This is a genomic window from Bradyrhizobium sp. CCH5-F6 (assembly GCF_001556045.1).
In the GTDB taxonomy this organism is placed as follows: domain Bacteria; phylum Pseudomonadota; class Alphaproteobacteria; order Rhizobiales; family Xanthobacteraceae; genus Bradyrhizobium.
The window spans coordinates 1-15,629 of the sequence record NZ_LSIC01000086.1; the positions used below are offsets into that span (position 1 = coordinate 1).

Genomic DNA, 15,629 nt, shown 5'->3' on the forward strand with positions numbered 1-15,629 from the left:
GCGCCAACCTTACCGACCAGGGCGGCAGCGTCGCGATCAGCAAGAGCGGCGGCGGCACGCTGACGCTTCTGGGGGCCAACAGCTATAGCGGGGGCACGACGGTCAACGGCGGCGTGCTCAATGTCGAGGGCTCGCTGGGCGGCCCGACTGCCGTCAACAGCGGTGCCTTGATGGGGGGCGGCTCGGTCGGCGCGATAACGGTCAATGCCGGGGGCGCGTTCGCGCCCGGGAACGGCATGCCGGGCAGCTCGATGACCGTGAACGGCAGCCTCGCCTTCCAGTCCGGTGCGATCTATCTGGTTCAGCTCAATCCGTCGACGGCGGCCTATGCGGGCGTCAATGGTACTGCGCAGCTCGGCGGCGCGACGGTGCAGGCGAACTTCGCGGCGGGCAGCTATGTCGCCAAGCGATACACGATCCTGACTGCGAGCGGCGGCGTCAGCGGCACCTTCAATCCGGCCGTCGCGATCAGCAGTCTCCCGTCCAATTTCCGCGCCAACCTCAGCTACGATGCCAATGACGTCTATCTCGATCTGATCCTGACCTTCGGCATCCCATCCGGCCTCAACGGCAACCAGCAGCGCGTCGGCAACGCGCTGACCAATTTCTTCAACGGCAATGGTGGCATTGCGGCGGTGTACAGCGCGCTGACGCCGGGCGGGCTGACACAAGCGTCCGGTGAACCGGGAACGGGGGCGCTGCAGACGACGTTCAACGCCATGGGCCAGTTCATGGGCCTGCTCACTGACCCCGGCGCGCAGCGGGACGGCGGGCCGGGCTCGGCCGGTGACGCCGCTGGCTTCGCCGAGGAGGATCAGGCCAGTGCCTATGCCGCACGCAAGCGCACCGATGCATTCGCGCTGATGACGAAGGCGCCGCCGCAGATCTTAGCGCAGCGCTGGAGCGTGTGGGCCGCGGGCTTCGGCGGTTCGCAATCGACCGACGGGAATGCGGTGGTCGGCTCGAACGGCGCAACCAGCCGCATTGCCGGCACGGCTGTCGGCGCCGACTACAGGCTCTCGCCGACCACGCTGCTCGGCTTCGCGCTGGCCGGCGGCGGCACCAGTTTCGGCGTCAACGATCTCGGCACAGGCCGCTCCGACCTGTTCCAGGCGGGCGCCTATCTGCGTCACGCCAGCGGTCCGGCCTACATCTCCGCCGCGCTCGCCTATGGTTGGCAGGACATCACCACCGACCGCACGGTGACCATCGCCGGCATCGATCGCCTACGTGCCGAGTTCAACGCAAATGCCTGGTCAGGTCGGTTCGAAGGCGGCCGGCGCTTCGTCGCGCCCTGGATGGGCGGGATCGGCCTCACGCCCTACGGCGCGGCGCAGTTCACGACCTTCGATCTGCCGGTCTATGCCGAACAGGTCGTGTCCGGCTCAGGCGCATTTGCGCTGAACTACGCCGCGAGGAGCGTGACGGACACGCGCAGCGAACTCGGTCTGCGCAGCGACAAGTCCTATGCTCTGCACGATGGTGTGATGACGCTGCGCGGTCGCTTTGCCTGGGCTTACGACTTCAACCCGGACCGCGCGATCGCGGCCACTTTCCAGGCGCTGCCCGGCGCCAGCTTCGTCGTCAACGGCGCGGCGCAGGCGCGAAACTCCGCGCTCACGACCGTGTCGGCGGAGATGAAGTGGATGAACGGCTGGTCCGCGGCGGCCACTTTCGAGGGCGAGTTCTCGAATGTGACGCGCTCCTACGCCGGCAAAGGCAGCATCCGCTACGCTTGGTGACACACCTCACTCTTCCAGCGTGAAGCCGACGCGCAAGGTCACCTGATAGTGGCCGACAGTGCCGTTCTCGATGTGACCACGAGTCTGAACCACCTCGAACCACTTCATCTCGCGAATGGTCTTCGACGCCCGGCTGATCGCATTCTTGATCGCGTCCTCGATGGAGGTTTCGGACGATCCGACCAGGCCCAGGATCTTGTAGACGTGGTCTTTCTCAGCTGCGGGCATGGATGGCCTCCCTCGGTTGCGCTGCGGCATGCGCGGGCGCGCGTGCTCCCATTTGAACGAGCGCCAGCCGGTCCGGTTCCGTTCTGCGTGATGGCGCGCATGCGCCAGCCGAGGTGGAGCAGCCGGCGCCGGCCTGCTAAGCGCTATCGATGGATTCGGCGCGACGCGACAGGACGATAGGCTCTCTCTGCCTCTGCGTGACGGCGTTCGGCTGGGCGTTGAACTGGCCGCTGATGAAGCTGCTGCTCCAGCAATGGCCGCCTTTGTTCGCGCGCGGACTTGCGGGCGTTTGCGCCTCGCTGATTCTCGGGGCTCTGGTGCTGAGCCGGAAGGAATCGTTCGCCGTTCCGCGCGAGGCGGTCCCGCGGCTGCTGTTTGCGACCTTCACCAACGTCTTTGCCTGGATGGGTCTCGGCACGGTCGCGATGAAGTATGTGACGGTGAGCGAGGGCGCTCTGCTCGCCTATACGATGCCGATCTGGGCGATGCTGTTCGCCTGGCCGGTGCTGCACACACGGCCTGCCCCACGGGACATCTTCGGTCTCGTCCTCGGCGTTGCCGGCGTCACGTTGCTCCTGAGCGGAAACGGCTTCGCGTTCGGCCTCGACAAGCTGCTGGGCATCGTGCTGGCGCTGCTCTGCGCCATCCTGTTCGCGCTCGGGAACGTGCTCAACCGCAAGCCGCTGCCGATGCCGCCGCTGGTCGTCGTCGCCTGGCAGGTCGGGCTCGGCTGCGCCACGATGCTGATCCTCGGCATCGCGTTCGAGCGTCCTGATGTCACGGCGATCACTCCGCAGGGGCTCGGCTGCTTCATCTACATGACGCTGGTGCCGATGGGCATCTGCTATGTCACCTGGTTCGAGACGCTTCGGCGGTTGCCACCGACCACCGCCTCGACCGGCATGTTGATCGTGCCCGTGATCGGGGTGGTGTCCGCCGCCATCATACTGGGCGAGCCGCTGGGCCTGCGCGAATGGACGGCGATGGCGCTCACGCTCGGCGGCGTGACACTCGCCCTGCAGCGAGGGTAACGCGCGGAGGCTGGCCTTACGGATCCAGCTCCGTATCCCAGTACAGGTAGTCGAGCCAGCTGTCGTGCAGGTAATTCGGCGGGAAGAGACGGCCGTTGCGATGGAGCTGGTGCACGGTGGGCGCGAATGCGCTCTGGCGCGGAAACATCTTGGCCTGCGCCGGGGTGAGATTGCCCTTGCGCAGGTTACACGGCGAGCAGGCCGCGACTACGTTCTCCCAGGTGGTCTGGCCGCCCTTGCTGCGCGGGATGATGTGATCGAAGGTGAGGTCTTCGGGCGAGCCGCAATATTGGCAGGCGAAACGATCGCGCAGGAAGACGTTGAACCGGGTGAAGGCGGGATGGGTGGTCGGCTTGACGAAGGATTTGAGCGAGACGACGCTCGGCAGCTGCATCTCCAGCGTCGGACTTCGCACCGCCTGATCGTAATGCGCGACGATGTTGACGCGGTCGAGGAACACCGCCTTGATCGCGTCCTGCCACGACCACAACGACAGTGGGTAGTAACTCAGCGGCCGGAAGTCCGCATTCAGAACCAACACCGGCCAACTGCCTTGCGAGACATGTGCGTTCAAGTAACGCTCCCGGCCTCCAATGTACGCTGCGAAGCAGCATGTAGTGACATACTACATGCAGCGTGACGGGATTGTGAAGCCCGTTGAGCGACTTATTCAGGCGCGAGCAATGCGGCGGCGAGGTGGCAAAAGTGCTCAAAAAGCCGCGATCCCCGGCGCGCGCGGGACCCGCATCCCGGCTTGCGGGTGGCCTTGCCGTGGCAGCTACTCCCGTACCCTCTCCAGCTTCTGCAGGCAGCGCGTCGTGAGCACCGCCGCTGGCATCTCCTCGTCCGGAAAGCTGCTGTCCCAGTTGGTGACGCCGACTTCGCCGACATAGATGTCGCCCCTCGAGTCCAGCGCGATCCCGTGCGGCGCAAGGAATTTGCCGCTGACGACGCCCGGACCCTCCTCGCCGCCAAGCCGCGCGATGCGATTTCCCCTGGCGTCCACGATCGACAGCCGCGGGCCGAGATTTGGCACATGACGGTTGATGGCGAGGCCGGGGCCGAGCTCGCCGATCACGAAGGTCGGGCTCTTGCCGCCGCAGCAGCACAGCGCGCAGGGCCGGTGCAGATTGTTCCACTGCGTCTCGTACCTGCCCTCGCCGTCGAACACTTGCACGCGATGGTTCTCGCGGTCGGCGACATAGACCCAGCCGTCGGCATCGGTGGCGATGTTGTGCACGATGTTGAACTGGCCGGGATCGGTGCCGGGCTCGCCCCAGCTCTTGAGCAACTTGCCGTCGGGGGTGAACTTGTGCACGCGCGCATTGCCATAGCCGTCGGAGACGTAGATCTCGCCCTTCGGCGACAGCGCGGTGTGGGTGCAGCGGTGGAACGGCTCGCCACTCATGAACGGCGCCGGCTTTGCGGGAATGCCGATCGTGAGCAGCACCTTGCCGTCGGTGGTGCATTTGCGCACGGTATGGTCGCCGTCATCGGTGCAATAGAGATTGTCGTCGGCATCGATGTGCAGGCCGTGTGCCCGGGAGAACAGTCCTTCGCCCCAGCTGCGCAGGAAATTGCCGTCGCGGTCCAGCACCACCATCGGATGGGCGCCGCGGTTGAACACGTAGATGCGGTCTTTGCTGTCGACCGCGACCGAGGCGACGTCGGTCAGCTGCCAGCCGTCAGGCAGTTTCGCGAAATTTTCGACGACGCGGTAGCGGTGCTCGCCGCTGCCGAGAATGGCTGGCATTGGTGTTCTCCTCTTATTCGTTATGGATAGCGCGACACCGCTTCTACGTCGTCATTGCGAGCGAAGCGAAGCAATCCAGAATCTTTCCGCGGAGACAGTCTGGATTGCTTCGCTCCGCTCGCAATGACGGTGTTGCTCAAGCCGTGCTCGCCGGTGCAGCCCCAGCCTGCCCCAAAATCCCTTCCTCGATCGCCTTGATCTGGAGCGCGAGATATTTCGAATTGATGCGGCACTGGGCGAGGCTGCCGGCGATGAACCACAGGCCGGGCTGCTTCGTGCGCACGTACATGTTGCGCAGCTCGAAACCCTCGCCGAAACCCCAGATCGGGCCGACGCGATCTGCGATCGTATCGCCGAAAAGCTTTTGCACCAGATATTCCTGCGGCTTGTAGCCTGTCGAGAGCACGATGAGATCGGCTGCGATGGTCGAGCCGTCCTTCATCCGCGCGCCCTCGGTAACGAAGCTTTCGATGTCGGAAAACTGCCTGAGCCTGATCTTGCCCTCGACGATCAGGTTGGAGCAGCCGACGTTGAAATAATAGCCGCCGCCGCGGGTGAGGTATTTGAATTGCCAGCCGGTGCCCGCCTCGCCGAAATCGAGCTTGAAGCCGACGCGACGCAGACCGTCGAGCAGCTCCTTGTCGAGCTCCTTCGATTGCTCGGTCAGCATCACATGCGTCTTCTTCGCCAGCGGCGTCGGCATCGAGGCCGCGATCAGGTCATTGTCCTCGAGCGTGCCTTCATTGTAGGTCGCGTAGGCGAGCTGCGCCGACGGCTCGATGTTGGTGACCAGCGTCGGCGAGCGCTGCACCAGCGTCACCTCGGCACCGCTGGAATAAAGATCCTGCGCGATGTCGTGGCCGCTGTTGCCGGTGCCGATGACGATGGCGCGCTTGCCTGTCCAGCTCTCGCCGTCCTCGTAGCGGCTGGAATGCAGCAGCGCGCCCCTGAAATTGTCGAGGGTCGGGATATCGGGCACGTTGGCGATGCCGCTGACGCCGGTCGCCATCACCACGTGGCGCGGATGCATGGTGCGCTTGCTGCCGTCGGCGCGGCGCAGCGTCACGGTCCAGTGGCCGTTGGCCTCGTCATAGGCGCCGCCTTCGAACTCCGTGCCGGTCCAGAAGTTCAGCTCCATGGCATCGACGTAGGCTTCGAACCAGTTGGCGAGCTTGTCCTTGGGGATATAGACCGGCCAGCTGGGCGGGAAGGGCATGTAGGGCAGGTGATTGACCTGCACCTGGTTGTGCAGCGTCAGCGCGTGGTAACGCTTGCGCCAGTTGTCGCCGATCCGCGCCTCGCGATCAACGATCAGCGTGTCGACCTTGAGTTGCTTCAGCCGCGCCGCGATCGCGAGCCCGGCCTGGCCGCCGCCGACCACCAGCACGGCCGGATCTCGGTCGGCATAGCCGCGCGATGCGTTGCGCAGGTCGAGCCAGTTCGGCCCGCGGAAGTCGCGCGAATAGGCCTGGCCGCGGGGCCGCGAGGTGCCGAGCTGTTCCTCGAAGCCCTTGAGCTCATCGAGCGCGGTCAGCAGCGTCCATGCCTTCAACCGGTCGGCGTCGGTGCTGTCAGGTACGAGCCGCAGGATACCGCTGCCGCGGCCGAGGGCGGTTTCAAAGTGGAAGATGGCTTCGATGGTGTTGGTGCCGGCGCGCGTCACCCAGCGCGGCGGCGCGCGGTTGGGCGCGATCTTGAAATGAGACGGAGCGGCTTTGGGCGCGAGCGCCGTCAGCTGCTGCACGACCGTGTCGCGGCCGGCGATCGTTTGCAGGTGCCAGCTCAGCGCCAGCACGTCACGCCAAAAACTGTCGGCGAGGAACAGGTTGTCGAGCGCGACGGGATCGGGCTGGTCCAGCCCACGCTCGAATGCGTCGAGCCAGCCTTGTGCGGCGACGGAAATATCCTTCGTCCTGTCCAGCATGCGCGACCTCGTGGCCGTCTTCGCGGCGTTTCCTCTGATCGACGCTATACGGTTTCGTAGGTCGCCAAAAGCCGGTCACCCGAGCGATGCCGGCATATGGCCCTGCTTGGACGGAATATGCCAGGTGACGCTTCAACGCCGGCTGCCGGCTAAGGCCCGCCCGGCCTGCGGTCCGCCCAATAGGGATCGCGCAGCTTGCGCTTGAAGATCTTCCCGGTCGCCTCGCGCGGCAGCGCATCCAGGAACTGAATCTCCTTCGGCACCTTGAAGTTGGCCAGCCGCTCGCGCAGAAAGGCCTGCACTGCAGCGGCGGAGAGCTGCCCGGCCAGGTCGGGCTCGATGCAGGCGCACAGCCGCTCGCCATATTCCGGGTCGGGGATGCCGAACACGGCGCAATCGCGCACGCCGGGCATGGCGATCAGCACATTCTCGATCTCGGCAGGATAGATATTGACGCCGCCCGAGATCACCATGTCGCGCTTGCGGTCGCACAGGAACAGATAGCCGTCCTCGTCGAGATAGCCGACGTCGCCGACGCTGACGAGGCCGTCGCGCCCTGCTTCGGCGCGCGCCTGCGCCTTGCCGTGATAGTCGAAATCGGGCACAGCGGTCTGACGCATGTAGATCTCGCCGACCTCGCCTGCGCCGCAGAGGCTGCCGTCCTCGCGGAAGATCCTGACGATGCCGCCTTCGATGGCACGGCCCACCGTGCCGGGTTTCCTCAGCGCCTCCTCGGCCGAGTGCCACACCGGGATGCCTGTCTCGGTCGAGCCGAAATATTCGTTGATGACCGGTCCCCACCACTCGATCATGGCCCGCTTGACCTCGGGCGGGCAGGGCGCCGCACCGTGCACGACGAAGCGGAGCGACGACAAGTCATAACGCTGCCTCACCGTCTCGGGCAGGCGGAGCAGGCGCACGAACATGGTCGGCACCATGTGGATGTGCGTCACACGGTGGCGTTCGATTAGCGCCAGGAGCTCCTCGGCGTCGAACCGCGCCTGGAGAACGATGGTGCGGGCGTTGCGGAACGCCATCATGCCGTAGGAATGCGGCGCCGAATGATACATCGGCCCGTTGATCAGCACGACCTGGTCTTCGCGCGGCTTGATGCCATAGGCGATCGCGCCGACGCGTTCGGAAGCGGCGGCCTGTTCCGGCTGCATCGGCATGCGCCGCACGCCCTTCGGCATGCCCGTGGTCCCCGAAGTGTAGATCATCGCCGCGGCCCGGCGTGATGGTTCCTGCATTTCCGGATGGCCGTCGCGCCACCGGTCCCAATCCATCGATCCCGCCGGGACGCCGGTCAGATCGGGGGGAATTGCGAAGGTCGCAGCGAGCTCGGGCGGCGTCGCGACGACGAGCAGGCGGACATCCTCCGGGATGCCGGCGCGGATCTGCGGCAGCAGATCGGCGTGGCAGACCAGGATCCTGGCGCCGCTGTCGGCCAGGATGTAACGGACCTCCTCGGCCTTGAGGTGCCAGTTGATCGGCACCACGGGGCTGCCCAGTGCGGCCGAGGCCGCAACCACCTCGAACAGGGCGAAGTCGTTGCGCAGCATCATGGCGACCGGCGCAGCCTCGGCAAGGCCGAGGGCACGTAGCCCGCTCGCGGCGCGTTTGATGCGCGCCTGGATCTCGTCATAGCCGATCCGGCGTTCGCCGCTGATGATCATGGTCCGTCCCTTGTTCCGCTCGAATCAGCGATCGTCGAGCACGTCGCCGAAGCCCACCCAGCTCTTGCCGTTGAAGCGCCTGAGCTGAAGCTGCTGGAACGGCAGATAGTCGTCTGGCCCGGTCGAAACGGCGATGCCCGGCAGCAGCAGCGGCAGCTTCACCTCCTTCAGCGAGGCCGCCTGGCGCATGATGTTCTCGCGGCTGAAATCATCCTTGCACGCCTTCAGCACGGTCATCAGCAGTGTCGCGTAGTGGTAGCCTGCCGCATAGTTGGAGTTGGAGAGGTCCGCATTCGGCAGGTACTGCTTCATGAAGGCGAAGTACTCCTTCACCCCTGGATCGCTGGCCCATTGCGGGTCCATCGTGTCCTTTTGATTGCTCGACGAGATCAGGCCGACGGCGTTGTCGAGCCCGGCCGGCTCCAGGAACGAGATCGACGAGGCCGACGTCGGCACGAAGAACAGCTCGGGCTTCCAGCCGATCTCGGCGACGCCCTTGATCATCTGCGAGGTGAACTTGCCGAGCACGACTCCGAACAGCACGTCGGCGCCCGATGACTTCAGGGTCGAGAGCTGCGAGCTGATCGTCGGCGCACTGGTCTCGTAGGTCTGCTCGGCGATGATCATGCTGGCGGCCTTGTCGCCGAGCGCGCGCTTGAAGCCGGCGACATAGTCGCGGCCGAAATCGTCGTTCTGCGACAGGATGGCGATCTTGGCGCCCGGCTTGGTGCGCAGCACGTGCTTGGCATAGACCACGCCCTCGGATTCGTAGGCGGCCATGCCGGGCATGGTCCATGGATATTTCTGCGGATCGGCCCATTTCGTCGCGCCCGAGAGCACGAACAGTTGCGGCACCTTCTTGCCGTTCAGATAACGCTGCACGGCGCTGTTGGTGGCGGTGCCGAGCGAGCCGAACATCATCAGGACTTCGTCTTGCTCCACCAGCTTGCGGGTCTGCTCGACCGTCTTCGGCGGCGAATAGGCGTCGTCCAGCGTGATGAACCTGACCTTGCGGCCGTTGACGCCGCCTTCGGCATTGACCTTCTCGAAGAAGGCCTCCTGCGTCCGTCCGATCGTGCCGAAGCCGGAGGCCGGGCCGCTGTAGGGCAAAGTCTGGCCGATGCGGATCTCGCCGGCGCCTTCGGAATGAACGCTACCGCCGGCGAGCGCCAGCAGGGACAGGCCGATCAGTGCGGGTGCAAGCTTCATTGTATCCTCCCGTTATCTTGCAGGTCCGAGACGTCAGGCGCTGACGCGCATCAGGAAATCCTGGCGGGCCTGATCGAACTCACCCTTCATCCGGTCGACGAGCTCCGCGACGGGAGGGGCATCGGTGATCTGCCCGATGCCCTGGCCAGATCCCCAGATGTCGCGCCAAGCTTTCGATTTCATGTTGCCGCCGGAACCGAAATTCATCTTGGATTTGTCGGCAGCCGGGAGATTGTCCGGGTCTAGCCCGGCGGCGGCGATGGAAGGGCCGAGATAGTTGCCGTGCACGCCGGTGAACAGGTTGGTGTAGACGATGTCGTGTGCGGCATGCTGCGTCAGCGCGGATTTGTAGGCCTCGTCGGCATTGGCTTCCTGCGTCGCGATGAAGCGTGTGCCCATATAGGCGAGGTCGGCGCCCAGCGTCAGCGCCGAGGCGATGCCAAAACCGTCGCTGATCGCACCCGACAGCAGGATCGCGCCCTTGAACCATTGCTTGACCTCGCGCACCAGCGCGAAGGGCGACAGCGTGCCGGCATGTCCGCCCGCACCGGCGCAGACCAGGATCAGCCCGTCGACGCCCTGCTCGGCGGCCTTGCGGGCGTGCTTGACGTTGATGACGTCGTGGAACACCAGCCCGCCATAGGAATGCGCGGCCTCGACGATCTCCGCCGGCGGCCGCAGCGAAGTGATGATGATGGGTGCCTTGTGCTTTACGCAGGTCTCCATGTCCTTCATGAGCCGATCGTTGGAGGCATGGCAGATCTGGTTGACGGCGTAGGGCGCAACCTTTTTGCCGGGATTGCGCGATTTGTATTCGCCGAGTTCGTCCTCAATGCGGCTCAGCCACTCGTCGAGTTTCTCGACCGGACGGGCGTTGAGCGCGGGGAACGAGCCGACGACGCCCGCCTTGCACTGGGCGATCACCAGCTCCGGTCCGGAGACGATGAAAAGCGGCGAGCCGACCACGGGCAGCTCCAGCGTGTTCTTGAGCAGGGCAGGCAGTGCCATCCGATCCTCCTGACGACGCGCATCGTCGGCTCTTCCGGCCGAGGTGAGCGCTTCCATGTCGATTGTCGCGCTGGCGGGTGCTCCGCCTCGCTGGTTTGACCGCACTATAGGGTTGGACGGCGTGCGCGGGATCGTTCAATATTGAACACGTGTGTATTCAGCTTTGAACGGAACCGCCGGTGGATTGGGATCTCTGCAAGACTTTCGTCGCGGTGGCCGATACCGGCAGCTTCACCGCCGCGGCGCGACGGCTACATGCGAGCCATCCAACCGTCAGCCGCAAGATCGCGGCACTGGAGGCGCAGCTGGGCACCAAGCTGCTGGCCCGCGCTGCCGACGGATTCGTGCTCACCGCCGATGGCCGTACCTTGCGCGAGCATGCCGGGGAGATGGCGGCCGCCGCGCTCCGCGCCGAGGCCGCCGTCGGCGCGGGCGGGCGCAAGGCGCGCGGCACGGTCAAGCTGTCGATCGGGGCCACGCTGGCCTCGCACTGGCTGATGCCGCGGCTGCGATCCTTTCTGAGCGCGCATGATCACATCCGGCTCGAGATCATCACTCATCCGTTTCCGGCCAGCGTGCGGCGCCGGGAAGCCGACGTCGTGCTGCGTCCAGTGGACAGCGGCGAGGAAAACCTGGTCGGCCGCAAGATCGGCCGTCTCGGCACCGGCTTCTATGCCTCGCGCGACTATGCTGCCGCCCGACCCTTGCCGGAACGGAGCGGTGAGTGGAAGGGACACAGCGTCATCGGCTTTGCCGATCAGGATTCGAACGCGCAGCTGGCGCGCTGGAGCGATGCGATCACGCGCCAGGGCACCGTGGTGATGCGCTGCTCGTCGCAGGGCGACATGCTGGCGGCTGTGCGCGCGGGAATCGGAATCTCCGCGCTGTCCTGTTTTGTCGCCGCAAGCTATCCGGACCTCGTGCGCGTCGCGCCGCAGAAGCTCGTCAGCGTCTCCGATCTCTGGCTGCTCGCCCATCCCGACCTGGTCGAACTGTCGGCGGTGCGTGCCGTGGTCGACTTCGTGGCCGAATGCGCCCGTGCCGACCGCGAGCAGCTGCGGGGCTAATTAGTTCGATCCGGCGAGCACGCCCTCGCGCTTCTTCACCGCGCGGTAATAGCTCCACCAAAGATGCGCCGCCGCGCCGCGCAGCGGGCGCCAAGGCTCGGCAAGCGGCGCCATCTGTTTCTCCGTTGGCCGCGCTTTGAGGCCGAGCCCGATGCGGATGCCTTCCTGCACCGCGAGGTCCCCGGCCGGCCAGGCATCGCCGTGGCCGAGACAGAACAGCAGGTAGACGTCCGCAGTCCACGGCCCGATGCCGGGCAGCGCGATCAGCGTGTGATGGGCGGCATCGGCATCTTCCTCCGCCAGCACGTCGAGGTTAAGCCGCTCTGCTTCGATCTCGCGCGCCAGGTGTTTCAGCGTCTTGATCTTCGCCGCGGAGAGACCGAGCCGGCCCAGCCGGTCAGTGCGGGCGCGGCGCACGGCGTCATGGTCGAACGGGTCGAAGGCGGCCGACAGCCGTCCCCAGATCGCCGCCGCGCTCGCGGTCGAGAGCTGCTGCCCGCAGACGATGTGGGCCAGCCCCGCAAAGCCCGGCTCGCGCCGCCGCAACGCCGGCATGCCGGCGATATCGAGCACGGGCCTGAGGCGTGGATCGCGCTTGACCAGCGCGTCGACGGCTTCTTCGAGGTCGGACTGGGTTTCGAGGTGGATGGTCATTGCGGCCCTGCTCGTCATGCGCGGGCTTGACCCGCGCATCCATCTCCTATCGTAACAGAGTCCTGGAAGATGGATTGCCGGATCAAACCCGGCAATGACAAGTCTCGCGAGAATCGATGCCACCCGTTTTCCGATTTGCCCCCAGCCCCAACGGCCTCCTGCATCTCGGCCACGCTTATTCCGCGCTGCTCAACTTCGAGCGCGCGCGAGAGACGGGCGGGCGGCTGTTGCTGCGGATCGAGGACATCGACATGACGCGCTGCCGGCCGGAATACGAGGCGGCGATCTACGAGGATCTCGCTTGGCTCGGTATCTCCTGGGAGACCCCGGCGCGGCGGCAGTCGGAGCATCTTGCGGACTATCGCGCCGCGCTGGACAAGCTCTCTGCGCTCGGCCTCGTCTATCCTGCCTTCGAGAGCCGGGCCGAGATCGCAAAGCTGGTGGCAGCGCGCGAGGTTAACGGGCCGTGGCCCCGGGATCCCGACGGTGCGCCGCTCTATCCCGGCGAGGCGAAATCGCTCTCGGCCGGCGAGCGGAAGCGGCTCGTCGAGTCCGGCGCGCCTTACGCGCTGCGGCTCGACATGGCGGCCGCCTGCCGCCGCGTCGCACGCCTCACCTGGGGCGAGCTCGGCGAAGGGCCGGCCGGCGAGCACGGAACCGTTGCGGCGCAGCCGGAAGCCTGGGGTGACGTCATTCTGGCCCGCAAGGAGACGCCCACCAGCTACCATCTGTCCGTGGTGGTCGACGATGCGCTCCAGGGCGTCAGCGAAGTGGTCAGGGGGCGGGACCTGTTTCATGCTACGGCGGTGCACCGCCTGCTCCAGGTTCTGCTCGGCCTGCCGGAACCCGTCTACCGCCATCATGTGCTGATTTGCGATGAGACCGGCCGCAAGCTGTCGAAATCGAGCCGGGCGACGGGGCTACGCGAGTTGCGCGCAGCCGGCGTCACGCCGGGCGGCATCCGCCAGCTTGTGGGATTAGGTCAAGTTTCTCTGGGGGTTAGCCAAAGGCTGCCGTGACTCCTGGGGTTCCGCCGTGCCATGTTGGACGGACGGCCGGGTTCGAAGGGGATCTATGGCGGCAAAAACGCGCCCAGCGCGCACCACACGGACGTCCAGGCGACCGCCTCGGAAGCGGTCCGGGGCGGCCGGAAAGGTGCGTAAGCGCGCCACCAAGGCGGTCGCGCCGGACGTGGTCCAGGCTGCGCTCGCGGCCTTTGCCCATGAGGTTCGCACCCCCCTGACCGGCATCCTGGCCATCAGTGACCTGCTCGCCACGTCCGATCTCGGCGAGCGGGAGCGGCGCTGGGCCGACACCATCAAGGCCGGTGCCGAGCATCTGGCGAGCCTCGCCACGCTCTTCGTGGATGCGGCCAGAACCGGCAAGGGGCCGGGCAGGAGCGGCGGCACGCTTCGGCAGGACCTCTTCGACCTCAGGACGCTCGCCCGCAGCGCCGGCGATTCGCTGGCCGGCCGCGCCGCGGCCAAGGGTCTGAAGGCCGAGGTCGAGATATCCGAAAAGCTCCCTGGACTCGTGGTCGGCGATTCCGTCCGCCTGCGCGCCGCTCTCGAGAACCTGATCGACAATGCCGTGAAATTCACCGACCAGGGGGGCGTAGCGCTCGCGGTGACGCCCTGGCGGCGTTCCGCCAAGGACAAGGGCAAAGCCAAAGGCACGGTCGGCGTTGCCTTCGCGGTGTCTGACAGCGGCATCGGCCTGACCATGGCCGAGATCAAGCGGCTGTTCCGCCCTTTCACCCAGGCCAATGTCACCATCGCCTCACGCTTCGGCGGCGCCGGCTTGGGTCTCTCCTCGGTCAAGCAATTGGCGCGTGCGATGGGCGGCGGCATCACCGTCGCACCGCGTCGCGGTGGCGGCGCCACCTTCACCTTGACGGTGTCGCTGGACGCCACGGGATCGGCAAAGACCAGCACGGCGAAGGGCGAGGCGGAGGCGGACCAAGTCGCGTCGGTGCGCGTGCTCAGCGTCGAGGACAATCCGTTCGGCCGCGTCGTGCTCAACACGATCCTGACCGAACTCGGCCATCAAGCCGAGTTCATCGGGCGCGGCGAGGACGCGGTCGACAGGCTGGAGCAGGGCGCGTTCGATGCGGTGCTGATGGACATGGTGCTGCCGGGCATCGACGGTATCGAGGCCATCAGGCGGATCCGCGCGCTGCCGACGCCACTGGCTCGGATCCCGATCATCGGCGTGTCCGGCCGCGGCGAGGACGAGGCGGCTTCGCGCGCGGCTGGTGCAGACGCCTTCCTGGTCAAGCCTGTGTCTCCGCGGGCTTTAGCGACTGCGCTGCTTGAAGCGACACGCCATGAGGAAGCCGCGACTTGATGATCGCGGCGTTGAGCTCACCGCCGTAAACGAAGATCGCGGCGATGAAATACAGGAACACCAGCGCGATGATCACCGAGGCGAGCCCCGCATACATCGTCACGTAGTTGTTGGCGAAGCGCGCCAGATACTGTCCGAACACGACGCCGGAGACCAGCGACGCCACCACCGTGAAGACGATGCCCGGCATGATCTGGAGGAAGCTGCGCCGTCCCGCCGGCAGCCAAGCATGCAGGATGAACAGCGCCACCACCAGCGCGCTGATGGTGATGCCGTAGCGCAGCCAGGTCAGAATGCTCTCGTTCGATTCGACGAACAGGGGGATGTGACGCCGCGCGGCCTCGATGATCAGCGGACCGAGCACGATCAGGAACGCCATCGCGAGTGCCGTGAAGGCTGCGATCAGCGTGTAGGCAATCGATTCAAGCCGCAGCCAGTACCACCGCCGCATCTCCACCACTGCATAGGCGCGGTTGAGCGCGACCCGCAGCGCCTCGACGCCGTTGGAGGCGAAATAGACCGACAGCGCCGCGCCGATGGTCAGAATGCCGGTGCGGGTGGTGGTCAGCACGTCATGCACCTCGCCCGAGATCGAATCGGCGACCTGCTTGGGCCAGATCTGGAGCATCAGGCTGGCGGCCTGGTCGGCGAGTTCCTTGGAGCCGAAGACGCCGGCGAGCGACGTCAGCACGATCAGGAACGGGAACAGCGCCATCAGCGTCGACAGCGCAATGTGGCTCGCGATCGCCCAGCCGTCATCGGCGAGGAACGTGTAGAACGCATCCATCACGACGATGTAGATGTAACGGACTGCTTTCACGTGGCACCTACACCGCTGCTCTCTCCCCCCGCACGTAGGGAGAGATCAGAAGACCAGGCACTGGGCGCAAATCGAAAATCATCGCGCTACCATCTGATATTATTGGCTCAAAAGCCAGTTCGCGAAGCGCCTCACTGTCATTCCGGGCTCGATGCCGCGCACCGCCCCGGA

13 protein-coding genes and 1 pseudogene are annotated in these 15,629 nt (G+C 65.9%); 5 read left to right on the forward strand and 9 right to left on the reverse strand.

The annotated features are described in order from the left end of the window. Window positions 1–1,742 (forward strand): autotransporter domain-containing protein (locus AX729_RS38655; RefSeq protein ID WP_156456987.1); only part of this gene is annotated, 1,742 nt, incomplete at its 5' end. 6 nt (window positions 1,743–1,748) lie between these two features. Here AX729_RS38655 and AX729_RS15580 read toward each other — a convergent pair. After that, entirely contained in the window at window positions 1,749–1,970 is a 222-nt protein-coding gene (locus AX729_RS15580; RefSeq protein WP_061024515.1) for a dodecin, read from the reverse strand. Window positions 1,971–2,119: 149 nt separating this feature from the next. Here AX729_RS15580 and AX729_RS15585 point away from each other — a divergent pair, with 149 nt between their 5' ends. Continuing rightward, a complete protein-coding gene (locus tag AX729_RS15585) occupies window positions 2,120–3,001 on the forward strand; it encodes a DMT family transporter (protein WP_061024518.1) in 882 nt (293 codons plus the stop codon). 16 nt (window positions 3,002–3,017) lie between these two features. Here AX729_RS15585 and AX729_RS15590 read toward each other — a convergent pair whose 3' ends face one another. From AX729_RS15590 to AX729_RS15615, 6 genes and pseudogenes are all read right to left on the reverse strand, one after another. After that, a complete protein-coding gene (locus tag AX729_RS15590; RefSeq protein WP_008543309.1) occupies window positions 3,018–3,575 on the reverse strand; it encodes an HNH endonuclease in 558 nt (185 codons plus the stop codon). Between the two features lie 204 nt (window positions 3,576–3,779). Further along, a complete protein-coding gene (locus tag AX729_RS15595) occupies window positions 3,780–4,754 on the reverse strand; it encodes a peptidyl-alpha-hydroxyglycine alpha-amidating lyase family protein (protein WP_061024520.1) in 975 nt (324 codons plus the stop codon). Between the two features lie 136 nt (window positions 4,755–4,890). Beyond that, the gene (locus AX729_RS15600; protein WP_061024522.1) at window positions 4,891–6,678 is read right to left on the reverse strand and encodes a flavin-containing monooxygenase; all 1,788 of its coding nucleotides are present in this window, start codon (window positions 6,676–6,678) and stop codon (window positions 4,891–4,893) included. A 149-nt stretch (window positions 6,679–6,827) separates the two neighbouring features. Next, window positions 6,828–8,363 (reverse strand): annotated as a pseudogene (locus AX729_RS15605) (acyl-CoA synthetase); the annotation flags it as partial. A gap of 15 nt (window positions 8,364–8,378) precedes the next feature. Beyond that, window positions 8,379–9,563: an ABC transporter substrate-binding protein gene (locus AX729_RS15610; protein WP_061024526.1), complete on the reverse strand. Its 1,185-nt coding sequence runs from the start codon at window positions 9,561–9,563 to the stop codon at window positions 8,379–8,381. Between the two features lie 33 nt (window positions 9,564–9,596). Then, window positions 9,597–10,571, reverse strand: coding sequence for an NAD(P)H-dependent flavin oxidoreductase (locus AX729_RS15615; protein WP_061024646.1), 975 nt, complete (start codon window positions 10,569–10,571; stop codon window positions 9,597–9,599). A gap of 179 nt (window positions 10,572–10,750) precedes the next feature. Here AX729_RS15615 and AX729_RS15620 point away from each other — a divergent pair, with 179 nt between their 5' ends. Next, window positions 10,751–11,638 carry a LysR family transcriptional regulator gene (locus AX729_RS15620; RefSeq protein ID WP_061024528.1) on the forward strand — a complete coding sequence of 296 codons (888 nt, stop codon included), beginning with the start codon at window positions 10,751–10,753 and terminating at the stop codon, window positions 11,636–11,638. On the opposite strand, the gene AX729_RS15625 is transcribed toward AX729_RS15620, so the two are convergent. Further along, window positions 11,639–12,292 (reverse strand): DNA-3-methyladenine glycosylase family protein, encoded by a 654-nt coding sequence (locus tag AX729_RS15625; RefSeq protein WP_061024648.1) that lies wholly within the window; start codon window positions 12,290–12,292, stop codon window positions 11,639–11,641. 116 nt (window positions 12,293–12,408) lie between these two features. Between AX729_RS15625 and gluQRS the strand changes: the two genes are divergently transcribed. Next, entirely contained in the window at window positions 12,409–13,311 is a 903-nt protein-coding gene (gene gluQRS, locus AX729_RS15630; protein ID WP_061024530.1) for a tRNA glutamyl-Q(34) synthetase GluQRS, read from the forward strand. Between the two features lie 55 nt (window positions 13,312–13,366). Then, complete coding sequence (locus AX729_RS15635; RefSeq protein ID WP_061024533.1) at window positions 13,367–14,638, forward strand: ATP-binding protein; 1,272 nt, start codon at window positions 13,367–13,369, stop codon at window positions 14,636–14,638. Here the strand turns inward: AX729_RS15635 and AX729_RS15640 are convergent. Beyond that, window positions 14,565–15,458: a YihY/virulence factor BrkB family protein gene (locus tag AX729_RS15640; protein WP_061024535.1), complete on the reverse strand. Its 894-nt coding sequence runs from the start codon at window positions 15,456–15,458 to the stop codon at window positions 14,565–14,567. The two genes, AX729_RS15635 and AX729_RS15640, sit on opposite strands and share 74 nt — an antisense overlap. Between the last annotated feature and the right edge of the window lie 171 nt (window positions 15,459–15,629).